Below are 17,319 nucleotides of genomic sequence, written 5' to 3' on the forward strand. Positions count from 1 at the left end.
CCTCCGTCACGCCCCAGCTGACCCTCTGCGCTCGACGATCTTCGACACGACCAGGTCGACGGCCTTCTCCTGCTCGGCGGGGGAGCCCCGCAGGTGCCCCAGCCACTCGACGATCTCGTCGACCGTCCAGCCCGGCATCTGCGGCAGCAGCTTGACCGCGACCTGCCGGTCATGCCACGGCTGCGCGTACGCCCGCTCCGCCGCCGTCAGCCGGTTGTCGCGCTGCAGCGACTTCCACAGCTGCCACGCGAACAGGTACGCCTTCACGTCGTCGGCATAGGCACCCGGGTGCGGCGGCCGCGGCCGGGCCGCGAGCTGCTCCAGCGTGTACGGATCCTGCTGGTCGGAGTGCTCCGGATCCCAGCCCTCCGGGACCGTGCAGGCGACGTGCCCGGCCGCGCACCGTGGCAGCGGCACGTCCGCCGGCCAGTCGAACGCGGCCGGGGCCAGGTGGTAGCCCGCCCTGGTGCCGCTCGGCGCGCCGGCCGCACCCAACGTCACCCGCCGCGCGAAGTGCCGCCACTGTTCGCCGTTCACACCGTCCACGTCCCGTCACGCTCCCGCTTGAAGTCGACCAGCCAGCCCGGTTCGCAGTCCTGCACCGGACAGCTCATCGGCTGCTCCGACCACCACCGCAACTGCCCGTGCGAGGCGTCCACGTCGCAGCTGAACCAGTCCAGCTGCACCTCCAGCGGCTGCACCATCGCCCGCTGCGCCACCGCCCGCTCCACCCGCATGCCGGCCTCGTCGAACCGGTCGGCGACCACCGTCACGTACGTCGCCGCCCCGAGCGGGTTCAGCCGCGGGTACAGGGCGTACAGCGTCGACTCCCGCGTCGTCTCCAACCGCATCAGCACCCGCTGCCCAGCATGCTCAGGCGGCCGCGGCCGCTGCGGCAGCCCCCACTCCTCGACCGTCACCGCCGACGAGCCGCCCGGCCTTGCCACCGGCCGCACGTAGCCGACCTCACCGCACAGCAGGAACACCGGCTCCACCGGATCAGCGAACCGGCGCGGCGCCGCCTCGTGCGCGTACGGGTTCAAGCCCATCCACAGCAGCCACCCGCCCCGCACCAGCCTGCCGCCGCGGCGCACCCCGAACGTCGCGTCGAGCACCGCCCGCATCGCCGCGCCGGGCGCGACCGGTCGCGCCGGCAGCCTGTCCAGATAGCCGTCCACGTTCAACCCGTCCACCGACACCCTCCCCGATCCTGCGCACCGCCAGGGCGCGACACACCAACGCCTTCGGCATCTCCTGCCACCGGCCCGGCCCGACCACCGTCACCTGCAGCTGGTCGGCGAACTCGCGGATCTCCTGCGCGGCGATCCGGCGCGCCCGCGACGGCATCAGGTCGTACGCCTCGCGGTCCTCGATCGGCCACGCCACCTGCAGCCACACCAGCGCCCGCGGCGGCCGCCGCCTCACGAGCTGGTCGGCCACGTCCGGAACCCCAGATGCGCGCGCGACGCGACCGGCCCGCGCTGCTGCCCCTGATACCGGCCGACCCCCTCGGAGCCGTACGGCCGGTCCGCCTTACCCGACATCGCGAACACGCACAGCTGCCCGATCTTCATGCCCGGCCACAACCGGATCGGCAGCTCGCTGAGGTTGGCCAGCTCGAGCGTGACATGACCTTGGAAGCCTGGATCCACGAAGCCCGCGGTCGCATGCACCGCCAGCAGAAGCCGGCCGATGCTCGACTTGCCCTCGACGCGCGCCGCCAGGTCGTCGCCGAGGGTGATCCGTTCCAACGTCGACGCCAGCGCCACCGCGCGAGGGTGCAGAATGAACGGCTCGCCCTCCGCGACCTCGTGGCTCTGCATCCTCGGCGCGATCCTCGGGTCGAGCACCTGATCCGGCTCGAACGTCTTGAAGAACCGGTCCAGCCGCACGTCCACGCTCGACGGCTGCAGCATCTCCGGGTCATACCCCTCGATCACCAGCCAGCCCCCGGCGATCGCGTTGGCCAGGTCCCCGTCACGCAGCAGCATCCACCGACTCCGTCTCCACCAGCCGCAGCCGCCGCACCACGACCCGCAGCACCTTCTCCGCCACCTGATCCTCCGGATACGCGGCCGGCACGACCGCCCACCTGCGCGACGCCGCCTGCCGGTGCGCGCCCTCACCCGCCTGCCGCAAGAAGCTGGCCCGCACCGCCCGGTGAAACGCGAGCTCCTCCGCCTCGAACCGGTTCGTCTCACCGCGCTCCCGCGCCCGCGCCAGCCCAATCTCCGGGGCCACATCCAGCAGCACCGTCAGGTGCGGATGCCGGTGCTCGGTGGCGAACATCGCCAGCTCGCTGATCCGCCGCTCACCCAGCCCGCGGCCGGCGCCCTGATAGGCGATCGACGACCCCGCGTGCCGGTCCGAGATCACCACCATCCCGGCCGCCAGGGCAGGCTCCACCACCCGCTCCATGTGCAACGCCCGGTCCGCGGCGTACAGCAGCGCCTCCGCCCGCGCGGTCAGGTGCACCTCGTCGGCCAGCAGCAGCTCCCGCAGCTTCTGCCCGGTCACCGTGCCGCCCGGCTCCCGGGTCACCAGCACCTTCCGGCCGTACTCGGTGCGCAGCGCGTGCGCCAGGTGCGACGCCTGCGTGCTCTTGCCGGATCCTTCGCCGCCCTCCAGCGCGATGAACAGCCCGCCGCCGCTCATACCGCCACCGGAGCCTTGATCGCCGGGTGGTGCCGGTAGCCGGACAGCAGCACGTCGTCCAGCTCGTACTCGTCGATCGAGTTGCGGTGCACCAGGCCCAGCTCCGGGAACGGCAGCACCTCCCGCTCCAGCTGCAGCCGCACCTGCTCGACGTGGTTGGCGTAGACGTGGCAGTCCCCGCCCACCCACACCAGCTCACCGACCTCGAGCCCGGCCTGCTGCGCGAGCATGTGCGTCAGCAGCGCGTACGACGCCAGGTTGAACGGCACCCCCAGGAACAAGTCCGCCGACCGCTGGTACACCTGCAGCGACAGGCGGCCGTCCGCGACGTAGCACTGGAACAACAGGTGGCACGGCGGCAACGCCATCGAGTCGAGCTGGCCCACGTTCCACGCCGACACGATGTGCCGCCGCGAGTCCGGGCTCTCCCGCAGCCCGCGCACGAGCTCGTGGACCTGGTCGACGTGCCGGCCGTCCGGCGCCGGCCACGACCGCCACTGCACCCCGTACACCGGACCGAGATCCCCGGCCTGGTCCGCCCACTCGTCCCAGATCGTCACGCCCTGCTCGCGCAGCCACGCCACGTTCGACTCGCCGCGCAGGAACCACAGCAGCTCCACCGCCACGCTCTTGAAGTGCACCCGCTTCGTCGTGATCAGCGGGAACCCCTCGGCCAGGTCGTAGCGCAGCCGCTCCCCGAACACGCTGTACGTGCCGGTGCCCGTCCGGTCCTGCTTCTCCACGCCGTCGTTGAGCACCCGGAACAGCAGCCGCTCGTACTGGTCGTCCAGCCCGCTCACGCCTGCACCCCCGAACCGTCCAACGGATCGACCGGCCCGGCCTGGGGGAGCGCGGTCTCGTCGATCTCCTCGGTGCCCTGCACCACCAGCTGCACCACCTGGCCCGCGCCGTAAACGAACTCGACCAGCGCCTTGCCCGGCACCTCCGCCTCGTCCAACGCCGCCACGAACGCCCGCAGCGCCGACACGTCGATCAGCGCCGCCCGGGCCGACGCGACCTTCACCGTCTCCGTCCGCCGCACCTGCTCCATCACCGCAGACCCCTGCTTGCGCTTCGACGTCGTCACCGTCGTCCGCTCGATCACAGCCTCAGCCACGCGACACACCCCCGATCGGCGCGGACACCACCGGCGGCCGCGGCACCTCGAACACCAACACCCCGTCGACCAGCTCCACCGGCGTCCCGCCCGGCGCCAACGTCGACGGCAGCTCGTGCAGCTTGAAGAAGTCCCCCGCCGAGAACCCGGCCGGCCACTCCGCGCTCAACTGCACCGGCTTCTTCTCCGACCCCGACTGGAACCACGACAGGTTCTGCCGCACCCCGTGCGCGCACACCACCGGCGCCGCACCGACACCGACCCGCCGCGCCCGCCGGTCAAAGCCGAGCACCACCCCGTGCAGCAGACGGCCACCGTTCGCCGACTCCAGCAACGCCACCGCCGCCCGGCTCAACACCAGCCAGCCATGCGACACCCGCACCCGGGCACCCATCCGCTCGTCGACGACCGCCCGCGCCTCAGCCCGGTCGAACACCTCGAACCCCGACGGCAACACCTGCTCGAGCTCAGCCATCCGACTCACCCCGACCCGACAGCTCCCGCTCCGTACGCAGCCGCGCCCGCGCCACGTCCACCACCGCCGGCGGCAGGCCCTCACCGGCCAGCAGCCGCATCAGCACATCCCGCGCCACCGCAGCCGACTCCACCGTGTGCGGATACGAGTAGAAGCCACACACCGCCGCCAACACCGACCCGGCCAGCCGCGGATCATCCGCACCCAGCCCCGACCGGGCCAACTCCCGGCTCGCCTCCACGATCGCGTCCGGCACACCACGGCCCGGCCCGGCCTGCGCCTCGACCTCGGCCTGCAACCGCAGCACCTCGCCCGCCGCCGACCGGTGCCGCGCCTCCCGCAACTCCCGCGACGACCCATCCGGCGCCGACTCCGCCTCCGCCTGCACGTGCGCCCACACCCGCGACATCGCAGCGTCCAGCACCCGCTCGACCACCCGCACCCCGCAGATACACCACGCCGACTCCGACCCGTCCCCGTTGCGGCCCTCGTACCGCACCGCCAGGCCGTGCGAGAACTCACCGGCATCCGCGGGGGAGAACACCACCGACACCCGCCCCCGCGACGCGTCGCTCAGCGCCTCGAACGCCGCGCGCGCCTCCGCATGACCGGCCACAAGCGGCGGCACCGCGTTGACGGCCCGGAACGCCTCCGCCGACGACACTCCACCCTCGAGTAGCCCGGCCGGCACGCCCGACTCGGCGGCCACCACCGCAACCGCGTCCCCCGCCGCGTCCAGGTACGGCTGCAGCTCGACCGGCAGGCCCTTTACCACCTCAGCCGCCAACGAGTCCCGCTCCCCGGTGACCCTGGCCAGCTCTGCCTTGACCGCCTCAGTCTCCTCGTAACGCGCCGAGCAGCGCCGAGCCAGCGAGTCCCGCTCCCGCGAAGCCTTGGCCAGCGCGGCGCGCAGCTCCTCACCGTCGGGGAACCGCTCACCGTCGATCGGCCGCTGATGGTCGGCATAGTCGCCCGCGCTGTGCTCGTGCATGCCATGCTGGCCGTGCGCGTGCACCACCGTCCGCGCCTCGGATGACGCCCGCGGCGCGACACTCACCGGGCTCGCCTCGTTGAGCTTCTGCAACCGCTCCGCGAAACCGGGCGCCAGAGTCAGCCGCTGCTCGTCAGGCAGACCCGGCCCGTCCAGCCACGATGTCCCCTCCGAAGACCCCTCGCCGCCGGCGACCTCCCAGCCGCGCGCCTCCCAGTCGACGGGCTCGTCGACCGCGGGGGCGGGCTGGGCGTCCGGGTTGGCGAAGAACATCGCGTCACCTCGGGCGTAGACCCCGTGGCCGATCTTCGTCAGCTTCCCGCTGGCGTCGGCCGGGGCCGGGTCCTGGTTTGCCGGATTGGATTGCCCAGCAATCCGATAATCGGGCGAGTCGTGTTCGGGCTGCTCAGCCACGGGTTCACCTCTCAAGATCATCCGGCCGGACCCCTCCGGTCGGTGCGCCCTTAAAGGCAGCTATAGGTACGACGCTGAACTGTTACGACATGCCGATGACCAGCGGTTCCTTGTCGCGCTCTGTCATCGTTAAGATGCCTTATGCCTGATAGAGCTTTGGCCTCTGATCAAGACCGCAAGAGCGGCGCCGACGCGGCGGAATACCGGTTCGTCGCCGTGCTGTCGAGCGGCGAATATGAGGACCACCGAATCCACTGCGTCTTCGAGGACCCGGCCGACGCCGAGCACGCCGCCGACGCGCTGAACGCCGAGCTGATCTACCCGGAGTTCTCGGTCGAGCGGCTGCCCGTCGTGCCCGCCGGCCGGGTGCCGCGCAAGACCATCGTCTACACGATGGCCGTCGACGAGCGCCGCAACCTGGCTCAGGGCCTCGACCCCGTGCTCGTCGACAGCGAGGTCTGGGAATGGGAGGCGCCCGCGTTCGACGACACCGGCCACCGGGCCAACGGCGAGCTCTACCGCGCCCGGGGCACCGATCCCGACCGGGTGCGCGACGCGGTCCTCGAGCGCCTGGCCCAGGAAAGGCTCAACCATGCCTGAGGACACGACGCAGGGGAACGGCCAGGTCTGCATCAAGCTGCTGGTGAACGAGGTGCTGATGGAGACCTGGTACGCGGACCGGTTCGAGATCAGCGAGAAGCACATGATCGTGCTCGGCGACAACAGCGACGGGTACCACATCACGCTGGTGGAGTGGCACGGCCCGCGCGACGTGAGCCTGCACCTGGAGCACGAGTGAGCGGAACCGCCGAGACCGCCTACCTGTCCGAGCTGAGGAGCACGCATGGCTGACCAGAAGTCCGAGACCGAGGCCCGGTTCGAGATCGAGATCGTCGTCGAGGAAACCGGCGACCAGCTCGCCATCTGGAAGTCGGACCACAGCGAGTTCGCCGTGGGCGACGTGATCAACCTCGGCGGGGAGGCGGGTGCCGTGGTGCGGCGCCGCGAGTGGTACTCGCCGCGGGAGCTGACGCTGTGGTGCGAGCCGAAGCCGTGAGCGACCTGCACCTGGTCCGTGAGAACGCGATCGCGTACCTGACCGAGCTGAGGAGCAAGCGTGGCTGACGACGTCGACGAGCAGCTGGCCGCGGCCGGGTTCCCGATCGCGGCGGTCGACCCGGCTGAGATGGCCGAGGACCTCGAGGCATTCATGCGGGGCAGCGCGCGACTGGCCGAACAGGAGGCAAGCGCGGAGTTCCCGGATGGCGAGGTGCTCGAGTGACCACCACGACCGCGCCGCGCGCCCGTGACCTCGCGCTCTACCAGGAGCACGAGGCGGGCTTCTCCGTGCGTGACCTGGCCGATGACTACGGCCTGGAGCTTCGGGAGGTCCGTCAGGTCCTGGCCGACGTCGAGGCGTGGCTGGCCACCGTTCCGGCCGAGCAGCGCCCGGACTTGTCCGGCCCGTCGTTCCTCGTTGAGGTGGCCGAGGCGGAGGTGGTGGAGGGCGAGCTCGTCGACGACCCGCCGCCGACGCCGAGCACCGCGCTGGTGCACGAGGACGAGCAGCGTAAGCGGTGGACGCCGACCGGCAAGGCCGCCGCGGCGCTGGCCGGCCAGCTGGAGCGGTACGACCCGCAGGGCCGCCTCACCGCGATCGCCAAGATGTTCTACGACAAGGGCGAGTCGCAGAGCACGGTCGACACGATGCGCTTCCAGTGGATGCGTTTCTGCCTGTGGTGCTACGAGCACAAGCTGGACCCGCTGCCGGCCGACGCGGTCACCGTGCACAACTGGATCGGCGCCCATTGGGAGATGCGTGACGTCGAGGGGAAGAAGCGCGGCCGCAAGGGGCAGCCCTACTCCCCCAACACGGTGCGGCTGTCGCTGGCGGCGATCGCCCGCGCGCACCGCCGCTACTTCACGCAGAACCCGGCTGAGCTCGCCCGGTTCTTCTCCGAGAACCCCGGCGAGCTGGAGGCGGCGGCCGCGCGGAAGGGCCGCGACCGTGGCGCCCTGCCGACGCCGACCGCGCACCAGTACGTCACGCAGGCCATGAAGGGCTACGCCAAGGAGTGGTACAAGCATGGCTTCGTCGAGGACGTGGCCGCGTCGATCACGGTCGACGAGATGTACGCGATGGTGCGGACCTGCGACCTGAACACGGTGTGGGGCATCCGCGACGCGTTCCTGATGCGGCTGGCGGCCGACACCGGCCGGCGCAACAGCGAGCTCATGTCGCTGGACTGGGTGCACCTGAAGATGCTCGTCACCGGGGATGCCGAGGACGAGCTGCTCGAGGTGCGCATCCCGCTGTCGAAGACCAACCAGGACGGCAGCCGGTCTGACAAGGCGTACGTCAGCGCGGACACCACGCTGCACCCGGAGCTGGACACGCTGAAGCTGATGCGCATGTGGAAGGCGGTGTGCGCCGCTCAGGGCTTCACCAGCGGTCCGGTGTTCCGCAAGGTCCGCGGCACCGGCCAGGAACGTAAGGACGGTCAGCCGCGCGGCGTGATCCGCGACGAGCGGATGACCCGCAAGAACTACCAGGACATCGTCGCGCAGGCCGCGCACCTGTCCGGGGTGGACATCGACCCGGGCGACCCGGAGGGCGGCTACCGGCGCTGCGTGCCGCACATGTTCCGGGTGTTCATGGCCCGGCGTCTGCTGGCCGCCGGCGGCACCATCGGCCAGGTCTGCGACCAGGGCGGCTGGTCGCGCAACTCGCCTGTGGTGCTGCGCTACGACCGCGAGGCTGACGCTGAGCGGGCCGAGAACACTGCTGGCGCGATGATCCGGGCGGCCGAGTTGCGGCGCCGGGAAGCGAAGAAGGAGAGCGCCGACAAGGACGCGACGATCGCGAAGTTGTCCGGCGAGGTGGCGCGGTTGACCGCTGAGCTGCGCCGGGTGACCGGCGGCGGGTGAGCGGCGGAGGGCACGTGGTGCGGTGTTGCCCATGCGTGCCCTCCTGTCCGCGCCGTCGCCTCGGTGCGTGACAACGCCCCTGGCCGCACGAGGGTGCGTAGGGGTGGACGCCACCCGGCGACGGGCGGACGGGGGTGCTACATCGTGGACCGACCGGCTCCCATCGTCCGATCCACGCATTTGATGTTGTCACGCAGGGGCCAACCTTAGAGGACGCGGCGGCCGCGGTGGTAGGCGCAACGCGATGATCGACCGTTCGGTCAGGTTCGGCAGACGTTGGTTTCGTCGGCGTGTCGCGGGGCTGATGTGTGCGGGGAACCCGGCATAGCGTCGGCGCATGGTGACTGGTGAGACCGCGTTCGGGACGTTGTACTTCGCGGTGCGTGACGTGGCGCTGGCGCGGGTGCTGCGGTTCAACGAGTACGTGGACCTGACCGTGCTGGCCGGTGGGCACCTGTGGGATCAGCTACTGCGTGACTGCCAGTCGATGCCGTTTCGGTACGTGGCGTCGCAGGTGCAGCCGGGGGTGCTGCAGCTGGCGATGCTTGGTGGTCGGACAGCTCGGGTGGTGCGGCACACCAGCGACCCGGGGCTGGGGCCGTGGCAGTGGAAGGTGCTCGTCGACGTCGGCGCCGCTGGGGAGATCCCGGCGCCGCGGCAGCCCGCCGCGGCCGGTGCCGACCGGCTGTGAGGTCAGCGGCAGGGCTGGTCCTGCAGGTGGGTGGCGGCGGCCTGGCCGGGCGTGAGGTCGACGGGGACGAGCTCGGTGCCGAGCAGCACCGCGTACATGACGTCGAGCGGGCCGGTGAGCTGGTCGGCTCGGGCGGCGTCGGCGGCCGGCAGGTGCGGGCGTAGCTGCTTGATGGTGGTGGACAGGCGTTGCACCTCGCCGGGCTTGATGACGTTGCTGGTCAGCTCGGGGTCGAGTTTGTGGCGCATCGCGATCGTCTGCCAGTCGGAGGCGGCTTCGCTGATCAGGGTGCAGGCCCGCGCGCGGGTGAGTTTCGCCGCCGGTACCGCGGTGCGCTGCGCCCCGGCGGCGGGTGGGGTTTCGGCGGGCGGCATGCCCTTGAAGCGCCTCGGGTCGGGGCTGGCGGTGGCGTCGGCGCTGGCCTGGCCTGCTGGTGGGGCGGACACGACGGGCGCGGCGGCCGGTTCGATGCTGGTGGCGTTGGAACAGCCGGCGAGGGTGAGCAGCGCGGCGGCCGCGGTGGCGGTCGCGGTGTGGCGGGGCAGGCGCACGGGGGTCTCCTACGCGGGGGCGTGGGCGGGGCTCGAACAGGGTATCGGCCGGCGTCGCAGCCGGGTGCTACGCCACAGGCCGGTGGTATGGGCCTGGTGAGTTCATCCCACCGGGGTCGGGAACCGAGGGTCCATCGACGCATCGTCTGAACGGTCAGACAATGCGTGCACCGTGGTGGGCTGCCCCCATCGATGATCTCGGCCGCTATGGTGGGCGCCAGGTGTGATCGCGGAGGCAAACGCAACATGCCTAGCAAGACGGCGGCGGGCTATGGGAGTGGCCCTGGCGCCGACGGTGCGCTGCGCGCGTGCTGACGGGTGGCTTGGCATGAAGGAGTTCCAGAGTGCCTGGACAACAGGTGGAGTCTGCCCAGGGGCAGGCAGTTGAGGTCGTCGCCGGGTTCGACGGGTCCGCCGGCGGGGTCGAAGTGGTGGTGGTGCGCCGCACCGCGGGTGGCCGCTGGTTCGAGGTCGGCACCGACCGGGTCGTCCCGGACGCCGAGGTGGCGCGGCTGACCGGCCGGATCGGACGGTCACAGGACGACACGGCGCGCGGCGGCGAGGTGGGTGTGCCCACCGGGGCGGAGCTGCGGGACGCGGTGACGTCGTGGATCGCGGACTACACCGGCAAGGACGCGGAGCCGCTGAACTTGACCAACGAGCAGGCCGAGCTGGTGGCGCAGCTGTTCGCTGCGGCGATCCGCGACGGCCGGATCGCGGTGCCTGCGGCGATATCGGCGGCGATCGCGGGGGGTCGGGCGGCATGAGCAGCGCGGCGCAGCAGGATCTGGACGCGGTGTACGCCGCCCTCGAGGAGAAGCTGCACGGCGGGACGGCCGCCGAGCGGGAGACGGCGCGGGGCATCCTGCGTAAGGTCGCCCCGGAGCGGCTGCTGCCGGCGGAGCCGCCGGTCGGTGCGGTGCTCGAGTGCGACGCGGGCGGTGGCAGGGAGCTGATCGTGCGGGGCCGCAACGGCTACCGGCGGATCGAGCTGGTCGCGACGAACATGCCGAACCCGTTGCTGTCGTGGGGGTACGTGCACAAGCTGCCCGGCCTCGTGCGGCTGGTCCCCGAGCAGCCCGCCCAGGGCGGCGGCCTGGTCGTGGAGTTCACCGCGCCGTCGCGGCTGGCCATCAACGGCCACGAGCTGTCCTACGACGCGGTGGCGTCGCTGTCGGAGCAGTGCGAGCAGGTGCTGCGCGCCGGGACCGGGGCGGCGCGGTGATCCGGCTGCGGCTGGCCCGCGGTGGGGTGCTGATGCGTGATCCGCTCCCCCGCCGGCGGTTGTTCGGCGAGAAGCTGATGGCGGTGGCCGCGAGGGATGCGGGCAGCACCGTGCGGTGGTGGAAGAACGGCGACCACCCGGGCGACCGGATCGGTGAGGTGCTGCCCGACCCGATCGGTGGCGGCACCTACGTGCGGCAGGAAGGCGCGGTCGTGCGCTACTTCCGGCACCCGCAGTTCGACGGCGGGCAGGTCCACGACGGCTGCGGCCGCACCTGGCACGATCACGGCTGGATCGACTCGGGCGGCGACGGGTTGACGGTGTGCCCCGGCGACCACATCTGGACGGGCGCGGACGGGCGCGTGTTCGGCGTCTACAAGCCGGGCCAGCGAGGCCAGTCGTGATCGGGCTGGCGCGCGAGCTCGCGCACCACGTCGGCATGCTGTGGCGGCTGCGGCAGCTGCGCAAGCGGTGCTGGCACCACGACCCGTCCACCGGCACGTCGTGGGTGAGCCAGATGCTGATCAACGGCGGCATGGGCAAGAAGTTCTGGTGCCGCCGCTGCGAGCGGACGGTGTTCGTCTGATGTGGCTGTGCGCGCTGGCGGGGCTGCTGGTCGGGTTGGGTTTCGGGATCGGTGCGGGGGTGCCGGTCGGGCGGCGGCTGGCGCGGCCGCGGCCGGTGGAGTCGCGGCCGTACGCGTTGCAGCCGCGCCCGTCGCGGTTCGGTGACACCGACGCCCGGCTGGGCGTGCCGGCCCGGGCGCAGACGGGGCCGGACTGGTCGCGGTGGACGGAGCTGGGCGGCAACGGCGGCGGGGAGACGACGACGTGGCCGGCGCAGCTGGCCGAGACGCACGTCGACCGGCTTGAGCAGACCCGCGTGGAGGGCCTCGACCGGACCCGCGTCGAGGAGCAACCCGCGGCGGCCGAGGAGCATCCGGCGCCGCCGGTGGCCGAGACCCGCGTCGACCCGGTGTCAGCCACAGCGTTCCGGTGGTGGGAGCAGCCGCTGCCGGACGCTGACGCGCGCGGGGTGGCCCGCCCGCCCGGCCCGGCGGCGCCCGGGCAGCGCCGCGCCCGGATCCGGCTGGAGGAATCCGGCGAGTACGCGCGGATCCCCGGCGACCGTACGACGTGGATCGGCCGGCACTCCAGCGGCGACGACGCGGACGCCTGACAACACACGAAGGGCGGCCGCAGACCCGACCCGATCTGCTGCCGCCCTTCGCATGGTGGTGACCCGACGGGAAGCCCCTTCCCACCCGATCGCACCTGCCAGACAACAGAATATCCGACCTGCGGGGAGACGGAAACCGATGCGTTCCGAGCCGTGTGTGGTGTGCCGCCACCGTGACGCCGACGTGGTCTGCGACGACGACCGGGCCTTGCTGCGCGAGCAGCTCACCGACATCCCCCGCAAGCTGGCCGACCTGGCAACCCGGGTGATGCGGGCCAGCGGCGGCGACGACGGGCCGCGGGTGACCGCGACGAAGGTGGAAGCCGACTCGCCGGTCAACGAGCACGTCCTGTCGCTGCTGGCCGGCGGCAGCGAGCACGTGTCGGCGGTGCTGGTGCCGCTGGTGCGCCGCTTCCCGATCACCACCACCGTCACCGTGCAGCAGGTCGTCGGCGGTCGGACGGTGACCAGCGAGCAGCAGATCACGAAGTGGTTCACCGAAGCGGTCGGCGACCCCGACGGGCCACTGTCCTGGGTACGCCACGACGACCAGATCGGGGTGCTGCCCCCACGCGAATGGCTCGACGTGACCGTGCGGGCCTGGCGCGCCCAGCTCGGCCACCACGTCCCCGCCCGGTCGATGGGCGCGGTCGCCGTACGCCGCGGCGGCGGCGCGGTCACGTTCTGGCCCAAGCAGCCCCGCCCGCCGGCGCGGGCGGTGTCGGCGTGGCGGATGGGCGCGGCCGGGATGCTCGCGCTGCTGTCGTTCCCCGCCGGCCGGCGCGCGTACGCGATCGCCGCGGCGTTCGAGCAGCACCGCCGAGACCGAGTGAACGCCTACCTCGGGCTGCTCGGGCCGCTGGCCGCCGCCGACCGGCCCGAGGACCCGCTGCTCGACGACATCGAAACCCGGTTCGGGGAGCCGCCGCGCTCGCAGGCGATCGCGTGGGACGTGGACTACCTGCTGACCTGGCTGGACGAGGCGTGCGACCGGGACCTGGGGATCGCGGAGTTCGCCGGCGAGCTGGCCACGCTGACCGCCGAGCTCGAGCGGGCGCTGGGTGAGCAGCCCGAGCAGACGTGGATCGGCCGGTGCCCGGCCATGCTCATCGAGGAGCGCGACAGCGACGACGGGGAGGCGGCGGAGGTCCGGCGGCGGCCGTGCGGGGCCGGGCTGTGGCACCAGCCCGGCTGGGCGCAGGTGCCGTGCCCGCGCTGCCACGCCACCTGGGACGTGCGCGGCCCGGCCGCCGCCCGCACCGCCCTGCAGATCCGGAAGGTGTGGCCGTACGACCGGCGGCGCCGCTACACCGTCGACGAGATCGGCCAGCTGCCGGTGCGGCACTGCGCGACGTGCACCGCGCCGCTGCAGGTGCGCTGGCGCGAGGCGACCGGCAGCGGGGAGAAGACCCGCACCTGGCAGCTCGCCGAGGTGTCCTGCCCGGCCGGGCACGACGTGTCGAGCGTGCTGTGATGGGCGTCATCTGGCCGTACGGGTGGGAGGTCGACCTCGGCGTGCCCGACCGGTGGTGGGAACGGCGCGACCAGGTCGAGCAGGTGCTCGGCTACCGCCGCTGGTGTCCGGCCTGCCTGGCGCTGCGTGTGCCGCGGCTGCATGGCGAGGTTGACGAACCGGACCTGCCGTGGCTCGACGCCAACGCCACGCTGGGCTGGCGGCGGCCTTGGTTCTACCAGACGTGCTCGTGGTGCTCCCGGTCGTGGCACGGCGCGGCTATGACCGCTCACATCGGCCTCGGCGACGACGACATTTTCCAGCTCAGACTCAGCTCATCCCGTTGGTGGGTAAGGGATTCGGTCACACTGGAGGCGTTGCGGCGCTGCCCGGACATCCGTTCGATGGCGGACATGATCTGGGAGCGCATGGAACGGGCAGGCAGGCACATCGAGGTTGAGGGGGCCTACCGGTGATTTTCCGCTGGCACGACGACAACGCGTTCATCGACCAGGAGTTCGCGGCGACCGACCGGGAACTGTCCAAGCACACCGTCCGCAACCGGCTCCGCGAACTCCAGGTCGCCTGCGACGTGAAGACGCGGGCGCCGCTGTACGACCACGAGCAGGCGCTCACCGTGCTGGAAGGGGTGCGGCCGCGGCCGGCGCGCTGCGCCGGGGTGCAGCGCGCCCGGCGGGCGGTGCGGGCGTGAACGGCGAGCAGACCGTCGACGAGGCCGCCGAGGCGGTCCTCGTCGCCCACCAGCGCGCCACCGACCGCAGCTGCCTGTGCGGCTGGGCCAAGCTGGGCAGGTCCCACCCCAAGCACCAAGTCGCCAAGCTGCGCCAGGCCGGGCTGCTCAGCGACGACGCTGCCGAAGTAGCGCCGGTTTCAGCGGATCCGCCCGGCGAAGTACGGCACGCTGGCTGACCACGCCTCTTCGAAGGTGGAGCATTCCACCGAGGTTTTGCGGCCCAGCACCAGGAACTTCTTGCCGCGTTTGACGATTCGGACGGCGACTCTGTTCACGGGCCGACTGTAGTTCGCACAACGAGAAAGCCCGCCCCGGTGGTCGGCCGGGGCGGGCTTTGTCGTGGTGTGGGTCAGGCGAGCAGGTGGTCGAACTCGCCGTTCTTCGCGCCGTCCAGGAACGCGTCCCATTCGGCGAGGGTGTAGACGTGGGCGGGCTTGGACCGGTTCTTGGTGTCGCGCACCTCGACGTGGCCGTCGTGGCGGCGCACCTCGACGCAGTTCCCGCCGTTGCCGGCGGACTTGCTGGCCTTGACCCAGGGAGTGTCTTTCATGGCAGGTACTCCTTGATCGGTTCGGACTTGTCGATGATCAGGTCATAGATGCGGCGGTACTCGGCAAGCTCGGCCTCCTTCTCGAGGTAGCGGGCCCCGGTGTGTTCCTCGAGGTAGACGACGTCGGGGTCTTCCGGGTCGTCGAAGGTCAGGATCCGGAAGGCGCCCGCCATCGCAGCGTGCGCCCCGACGGAGAACGGAAGCCACCGGATTTCGACGTGCTCGCGGTTGCTGAGCTCGCGCAGATGCTGGATCTGCGCGGCCATCACGTCGGGTCCGCCGACCGGGCGACGCAGCGCGCCTTCACCGACGACCATCTGCAGGCGGGCGCCGCGGCCGAGCAGGGCGGCCTGCCGGTCCATCCGCAGCTTGACGTGGCGTTCGATCTCGGCGCGGCCGTCGCTGGGCTGAGCGGCCTGGTAGATGGCCTTGGCGTAGTCGGCGGTCTGGACCTCGCCGGGCACGACGCCCTCGTCGAGGCCTTGGATCAGCTGGGCTGCGGCCTCGAGGCCGACGTACATCTCGAACCAGCTGGGGACGACGTCGTCGTAGTCCTCCCACCAGCCCTGCTGGTCGGCGTTGGCGGCCAGCTTCTCCAGGACGGCGGTCTCTTCCTCGCCGAGGCCGTACAGGCGGCACAGCGCTTGCAGGTCGGAACGCTTGACCGGCACCCGACCGGCTTCGATGCGCCACAGCTTGGTGCGTGAGGCGAAGCCTTCCGCTTCGACCTGCTCACCGGTGACCCCGGCGGTTTCGCGGGCGCGCTTGAGCCGCCGCCCGAGCTGGCGGCGCAGAACGGTGGGCCCTGACTCCGGCATTCCTTACCTCCCGACGCTCAGTGTTTCACGACGAAACACTGCCACGCATCCGCCCTTTGCGTGCAACTTGCACGGCAGATTTTTCTTCGCGAACACGTCGCAGTGAAACATTGCACCGCGCGTGTTGCTCTGCGATGCTACGGCAATCGGAGGGGTCACCAACCGAACTCGGTTAGTGATCATCGCCGCCCTGTACGCGGTCGCCGTCGGTTTCAGGAGTGCCCGGCGGTGGCCGCCCGCGGGGCCCGGGCACGCGCGGTCGAAGCCCCCCTTCACACCGCGCGGACCCGGGCCCCACCGACCCGCGAGCCGAGGGGGCGCACATGGCGCAGCAGCTCAGCCCGGACGCTCTGCGCGCCGCACGGCGCGTTCTGTTCCGCCACCGGCCCAACGACAGCGACGGCCTGCGCTGCCAGGTCTGCGGCGCCCCATGGCGCCGGCCCGCCCGCGGCGAGCTCATCTCCGGATGCCCCGCCCGCCGGCTGGCGCTGCACTGGCTGTCTGTCGCCGGGTTCGACGACACCCGGATGGCGCAGTTCCTCGGCCTGTCCCCCACCAGGGCCGCGTCGTGACGCTCTACCACTCCGGCGCCCCGGCCGACGTGACCCGCACCTGGCTGGTCTACCGCGACCGGTTCCTCGACGGGTGGGCGCTCGTGCGGGACCACGGCGTGCTCGACCTCGCCGGCAGGTGCGCCCGCTGCAAAAGCGAACCGCCGTGCGAGGCGCTGCAGCACGGCGAATGGCTCACCAGCCTGTACGCCGCATGGGCGCCCACCGGCTTCCGGATCCCCACCGGCAGCGAACCGGCCCCCCGCGTGCTGGTGCGCCCCTACGTCCGCCACCACCACGCCCGGCGCTCCATATGAGCGCCGCGCCGAAGGCTCCGCACTGGCCCGCTACCGCGCGGCCAGAGCGGCTGGGAGTCATCCCCGGCGCGGGGACCGTATCCCCGCACCCCCTCGATCAGGAGGACCCCATGACCGTCGAAGCGACCCGTATCGCGCGCACCGGTCGATCCCTCATCCCCGAGGCCCTGTTCGACCGGCTCACCGCCCGGATCGCCGCCGAGCACCCCGACCTGGACGCCGCGATGCCCACCCGCATCGTCGACCAGGCGCTCGCGTTCCTCGGCACCGTCGCCACCGCCACCCGCCCGCTCGGCCCGTCCGACCTCGTCGACATCGGCTGGCACACGTTCATCCTCTACACCGAGGAGTACGCCGAGTTCTGCCAGCGGATCGCTGGACGGTTCATCCACCACGTGCCCGACGACCAGGAGCCCAGCGGCGGCACCCCGCCGACCATCCCGGCCTCGACGCTGGCCGACACCGTGGACGCGATCGCCGCGGCCGGGTTCGCCGTCGACGAGGAACTGTGGCCGTGCGCCGCCGGGAACTGCAACAGCAAGTGCTCGCAGTGCCACGCGGGCTGCCACGACAGCCCCACCAAGAAGTAAGCACCGATCCGCACGCTGACGCCGGGAAACCCCAGCGAAGGGGGTTTCCCGGCCTCGGCC

Annotated in this window: 29 protein-coding genes; 18 read left to right on the plus strand and 11 right to left on the minus strand. The window is 71.9% G+C overall.

Going from position 1 to position 17,319, the window contains the following annotated elements:
* Positions 1–6: 6 nt before the first annotated feature.
* From ACSNN8_RS00510 to ACSNN8_RS00545, 8 genes are all read right to left on the minus strand, one after another.
* Entirely contained in the window at positions 7–546 is a 540-nt protein-coding gene (locus ACSNN8_RS00510; RefSeq protein ID WP_436646095.1) for a hypothetical protein, read from the minus strand.
* Complete coding sequence (locus ACSNN8_RS00515; RefSeq protein ID WP_436646096.1) at positions 534–1,193, minus strand: hypothetical protein; 660 nt, start codon at positions 1,191–1,193, stop codon at positions 534–536. The genes ACSNN8_RS00510 and ACSNN8_RS00515 overlap by 13 nt, the downstream gene beginning before the upstream one ends.
* A gap of 228 nt (positions 1,194–1,421) precedes the next feature.
* A complete protein-coding gene (dcd, locus tag ACSNN8_RS00520; protein ID WP_436646098.1) occupies positions 1,422–1,991 on the minus strand; it encodes a dCTP deaminase in 570 nt (189 codons plus the stop codon).
* Positions 1,978–2,655: a dTMP kinase gene (tmk, locus tag ACSNN8_RS00525; protein WP_436646100.1), complete on the minus strand. Its 678-nt coding sequence runs from the start codon at positions 2,653–2,655 to the stop codon at positions 1,978–1,980. Before tmk ends, dcd begins: the two co-directional genes overlap by 14 nt.
* Positions 2,652–3,455: a thymidylate synthase gene (locus tag ACSNN8_RS00530; protein ID WP_436646101.1), complete on the minus strand. Its 804-nt coding sequence runs from the start codon at positions 3,453–3,455 to the stop codon at positions 2,652–2,654. Before ACSNN8_RS00530 ends, tmk begins: the two co-directional genes overlap by 4 nt.
* The gene (locus ACSNN8_RS00535) at positions 3,452–3,772 is read right to left on the minus strand and encodes a hypothetical protein (RefSeq protein WP_436646102.1); all 321 of its coding nucleotides are present in this window, start codon (positions 3,770–3,772) and stop codon (positions 3,452–3,454) included. The genes ACSNN8_RS00530 and ACSNN8_RS00535 overlap by 4 nt, the downstream gene beginning before the upstream one ends.
* Positions 3,765–4,247, minus strand: coding sequence for a hypothetical protein (locus tag ACSNN8_RS00540; protein ID WP_436646104.1), 483 nt, complete (start codon positions 4,245–4,247; stop codon positions 3,765–3,767). Before ACSNN8_RS00540 ends, ACSNN8_RS00535 begins: the two co-directional genes overlap by 8 nt.
* A complete protein-coding gene (locus tag ACSNN8_RS00545) occupies positions 4,240–5,511 on the minus strand; it encodes a hypothetical protein (protein ID WP_436646105.1) in 1,272 nt (423 codons plus the stop codon). Before ACSNN8_RS00545 ends, ACSNN8_RS00540 begins: the two co-directional genes overlap by 8 nt.
* A gap of 297 nt (positions 5,512–5,808) precedes the next feature.
* On the opposite strand from ACSNN8_RS00545, the gene ACSNN8_RS00550 reads away from it, so the two are divergent.
* From ACSNN8_RS00550 to ACSNN8_RS00575, 6 genes are all read left to right on the plus strand, one after another.
* On the plus strand, positions 5,809–6,252 hold the full coding sequence (locus ACSNN8_RS00550) for a hypothetical protein (protein WP_436646107.1): 444 nt from the start codon (positions 5,809–5,811) through the stop codon (positions 6,250–6,252).
* A complete protein-coding gene (locus ACSNN8_RS00555; protein WP_436646108.1) occupies positions 6,245–6,451 on the plus strand; it encodes a hypothetical protein in 207 nt (68 codons plus the stop codon). Before ACSNN8_RS00550 ends, ACSNN8_RS00555 begins: the two co-directional genes overlap by 8 nt.
* 45 nt (positions 6,452–6,496) lie before the next feature.
* On the plus strand, positions 6,497–6,709 hold the full coding sequence (locus tag ACSNN8_RS00560) for a hypothetical protein (protein WP_436646109.1): 213 nt from the start codon (positions 6,497–6,499) through the stop codon (positions 6,707–6,709).
* A gap of 60 nt (positions 6,710–6,769) precedes the next feature.
* The gene (locus ACSNN8_RS00565) at positions 6,770–6,934 is read left to right on the plus strand and encodes a hypothetical protein (protein ID WP_436646111.1); all 165 of its coding nucleotides are present in this window, start codon (positions 6,770–6,772) and stop codon (positions 6,932–6,934) included.
* Positions 6,931–8,580 carry a tyrosine-type recombinase/integrase gene (locus tag ACSNN8_RS00570; RefSeq protein ID WP_436646112.1) on the plus strand — a complete coding sequence of 550 codons (1,650 nt, stop codon included), beginning with the start codon at positions 6,931–6,933 and terminating at the stop codon, positions 8,578–8,580. The genes ACSNN8_RS00565 and ACSNN8_RS00570 overlap by 4 nt, the downstream gene beginning before the upstream one ends.
* Positions 8,581–8,917: 337 nt before the next feature.
* The gene (locus ACSNN8_RS00575; RefSeq protein WP_436646114.1) at positions 8,918–9,271 is read left to right on the plus strand and encodes a hypothetical protein; all 354 of its coding nucleotides are present in this window, start codon (positions 8,918–8,920) and stop codon (positions 9,269–9,271) included.
* Positions 9,272–9,273: 2 nt separating this feature from the next.
* Here ACSNN8_RS00575 and ACSNN8_RS00580 read toward each other — a convergent pair whose 3' ends face one another.
* On the minus strand, positions 9,274–9,822 hold the full coding sequence (locus ACSNN8_RS00580; RefSeq protein WP_436646115.1) for a hypothetical protein: 549 nt from the start codon (positions 9,820–9,822) through the stop codon (positions 9,274–9,276).
* Positions 9,823–10,166: 344 nt separating this feature from the next.
* Between ACSNN8_RS00580 and ACSNN8_RS00585 the strand changes: the two genes are divergently transcribed.
* The 9 genes from ACSNN8_RS00585 (at position 10,167) to ACSNN8_RS00625 (ending at position 14,609) form a co-directional block, all read left to right on the plus strand.
* Entirely contained in the window at positions 10,167–10,589 is a 423-nt protein-coding gene (locus tag ACSNN8_RS00585) for a hypothetical protein (RefSeq protein ID WP_436646117.1), read from the plus strand.
* Positions 10,586–11,047 carry a hypothetical protein gene (locus tag ACSNN8_RS00590; protein WP_436646119.1) on the plus strand — a complete coding sequence of 154 codons (462 nt, stop codon included), beginning with the start codon at positions 10,586–10,588 and terminating at the stop codon, positions 11,045–11,047. Before ACSNN8_RS00585 ends, ACSNN8_RS00590 begins: the two co-directional genes overlap by 4 nt.
* A gap of 32 nt (positions 11,048–11,079) precedes the next feature.
* Positions 11,080–11,451 carry a hypothetical protein gene (locus ACSNN8_RS00595; RefSeq protein ID WP_436646120.1) on the plus strand — a complete coding sequence of 124 codons (372 nt, stop codon included), beginning with the start codon at positions 11,080–11,082 and terminating at the stop codon, positions 11,449–11,451.
* On the plus strand, positions 11,448–11,633 hold the full coding sequence (locus ACSNN8_RS00600; RefSeq protein ID WP_436646122.1) for a hypothetical protein: 186 nt from the start codon (positions 11,448–11,450) through the stop codon (positions 11,631–11,633). The genes ACSNN8_RS00595 and ACSNN8_RS00600 overlap by 4 nt, the downstream gene beginning before the upstream one ends.
* On the plus strand, positions 11,600–12,226 hold the full coding sequence (locus tag ACSNN8_RS00605) for a hypothetical protein (RefSeq protein WP_436646123.1): 627 nt from the start codon (positions 11,600–11,602) through the stop codon (positions 12,224–12,226). Before ACSNN8_RS00600 ends, ACSNN8_RS00605 begins: the two co-directional genes overlap by 34 nt.
* Positions 12,227–12,365: 139 nt before the next feature.
* Positions 12,366–13,700, plus strand: a complete 1,335-nt coding sequence (locus tag ACSNN8_RS00610; RefSeq protein WP_436646124.1) for a hypothetical protein — start codon at positions 12,366–12,368, stop codon at positions 13,698–13,700.
* Positions 13,700–14,155 (plus strand): hypothetical protein, encoded by a 456-nt coding sequence (locus tag ACSNN8_RS00615; protein WP_436646126.1) that lies wholly within the window; start codon positions 13,700–13,702, stop codon positions 14,153–14,155. The genes ACSNN8_RS00610 and ACSNN8_RS00615 overlap by 1 nt, the downstream gene beginning before the upstream one ends.
* Positions 14,152–14,391, plus strand: coding sequence for a hypothetical protein (locus ACSNN8_RS00620; RefSeq protein ID WP_436646128.1), 240 nt, complete (start codon positions 14,152–14,154; stop codon positions 14,389–14,391). Before ACSNN8_RS00615 ends, ACSNN8_RS00620 begins: the two co-directional genes overlap by 4 nt.
* Complete coding sequence (locus tag ACSNN8_RS00625; RefSeq protein ID WP_436646129.1) at positions 14,388–14,609, plus strand: hypothetical protein; 222 nt, start codon at positions 14,388–14,390, stop codon at positions 14,607–14,609. The genes ACSNN8_RS00620 and ACSNN8_RS00625 overlap by 4 nt, the downstream gene beginning before the upstream one ends.
* A gap of 173 nt (positions 14,610–14,782) precedes the next feature.
* Here ACSNN8_RS00625 and ACSNN8_RS00630 read toward each other — a convergent pair whose 3' ends face one another.
* Together ACSNN8_RS00630 and ACSNN8_RS00635 are read right to left on the minus strand one after the other, a co-directional pair.
* The gene (locus tag ACSNN8_RS00630) at positions 14,783–14,983 is read right to left on the minus strand and encodes a DUF397 domain-containing protein (RefSeq protein WP_436646130.1); all 201 of its coding nucleotides are present in this window, start codon (positions 14,981–14,983) and stop codon (positions 14,783–14,785) included.
* On the minus strand, positions 14,980–15,801 hold the full coding sequence (locus tag ACSNN8_RS00635; RefSeq protein ID WP_436646131.1) for a helix-turn-helix domain-containing protein: 822 nt from the start codon (positions 15,799–15,801) through the stop codon (positions 14,980–14,982). The genes ACSNN8_RS00630 and ACSNN8_RS00635 overlap by 4 nt, the downstream gene beginning before the upstream one ends.
* 323 nt (positions 15,802–16,124) lie before the next feature.
* Between ACSNN8_RS00635 and ACSNN8_RS00640 the strand changes: the two genes are divergently transcribed.
* The 3 genes from ACSNN8_RS00640 (at position 16,125) to ACSNN8_RS00650 (ending at position 17,259) form a co-directional block, all read left to right on the plus strand.
* Complete coding sequence (locus tag ACSNN8_RS00640; protein ID WP_436646132.1) at positions 16,125–16,373, plus strand: hypothetical protein; 249 nt, start codon at positions 16,125–16,127, stop codon at positions 16,371–16,373.
* The gene (locus tag ACSNN8_RS00645; protein ID WP_436646133.1) at positions 16,370–16,669 is read left to right on the plus strand and encodes a hypothetical protein; all 300 of its coding nucleotides are present in this window, start codon (positions 16,370–16,372) and stop codon (positions 16,667–16,669) included. The genes ACSNN8_RS00640 and ACSNN8_RS00645 overlap by 4 nt, the downstream gene beginning before the upstream one ends.
* 110 nt (positions 16,670–16,779) lie before the next feature.
* Positions 16,780–17,259, plus strand: coding sequence for a glycine-rich domain-containing protein (locus tag ACSNN8_RS00650; RefSeq protein ID WP_436646134.1), 480 nt, complete (start codon positions 16,780–16,782; stop codon positions 17,257–17,259).
* The last annotated feature ends 60 nt before the right edge of the window (positions 17,260–17,319 follow it).

This window comes from Actinoplanes sp. URMC 104 (assembly GCF_051386375.1).
GTDB lineage: Bacteria > Actinomycetota > Actinomycetes > Mycobacteriales > Micromonosporaceae > Actinoplanes.

What these genes read in the sequence shown, in the direction of transcription:
- ACSNN8_RS00590 (WP_436646119.1), top strand. Translation starts at nt 10,586, where the DNA reads ATGAGCAGCGCGGCGCAGCAGGATCTGGACGCGGTGTACGCCGCCCTC.
- ACSNN8_RS00610 (WP_436646124.1), top strand. Translation starts at nt 12,366, where the DNA reads ATGCGTTCCGAGCCGTGTGTGGTGTGCCGCCACCGTGACGCCGACGTG.
- dcd (WP_436646098.1), bottom strand. Translation starts at nt 1,991, where the DNA reads ATGCTGCTGCGTGACGGGGACCTGGCCAACGCGATCGCCGGGGGCTGG.
- ACSNN8_RS00595 (WP_436646120.1), top strand. Translation starts at nt 11,080, where the DNA reads ATGCGTGATCCGCTCCCCCGCCGGCGGTTGTTCGGCGAGAAGCTGATG.
- ACSNN8_RS00545 (WP_436646105.1), bottom strand. Translation starts at nt 5,511, where the DNA reads ATGTTCTTCGCCAACCCGGACGCCCAGCCCGCCCCCGCGGTCGACGAG.
- ACSNN8_RS00630 (WP_436646130.1), bottom strand. Translation starts at nt 14,983, where the DNA reads ATGAAAGACACTCCCTGGGTCAAGGCCAGCAAGTCCGCCGGCAACGGC.
- tmk (WP_436646100.1), bottom strand. Translation starts at nt 2,655, where the DNA reads ATGAGCGGCGGCGGGCTGTTCATCGCGCTGGAGGGCGGCGAAGGATCC.
- ACSNN8_RS00575 (WP_436646114.1), top strand. Translation starts at nt 8,918, where the DNA reads ATGGTGACTGGTGAGACCGCGTTCGGGACGTTGTACTTCGCGGTGCGT.
- ACSNN8_RS00560 (WP_436646109.1), top strand. Translation starts at nt 6,497, where the DNA reads ATGGCTGACCAGAAGTCCGAGACCGAGGCCCGGTTCGAGATCGAGATC.
- ACSNN8_RS00635 (WP_436646131.1), bottom strand. Translation starts at nt 15,801, where the DNA reads ATGCCGGAGTCAGGGCCCACCGTTCTGCGCCGCCAGCTCGGGCGGCGG.
- ACSNN8_RS00650 (WP_436646134.1), top strand. Translation starts at nt 16,780, where the DNA reads ATGACCGTCGAAGCGACCCGTATCGCGCGCACCGGTCGATCCCTCATC.
- ACSNN8_RS00540 (WP_436646104.1), bottom strand. Translation starts at nt 4,247, where the DNA reads ATGGCTGAGCTCGAGCAGGTGTTGCCGTCGGGGTTCGAGGTGTTCGAC.
- ACSNN8_RS00640 (WP_436646132.1), top strand. Translation starts at nt 16,125, where the DNA reads ATGGCGCAGCAGCTCAGCCCGGACGCTCTGCGCGCCGCACGGCGCGTT.
- ACSNN8_RS00615 (WP_436646126.1), top strand. Translation starts at nt 13,700, where the DNA reads ATGGGCGTCATCTGGCCGTACGGGTGGGAGGTCGACCTCGGCGTGCCC.
- ACSNN8_RS00555 (WP_436646108.1), top strand. Translation starts at nt 6,245, where the DNA reads ATGCCTGAGGACACGACGCAGGGGAACGGCCAGGTCTGCATCAAGCTG.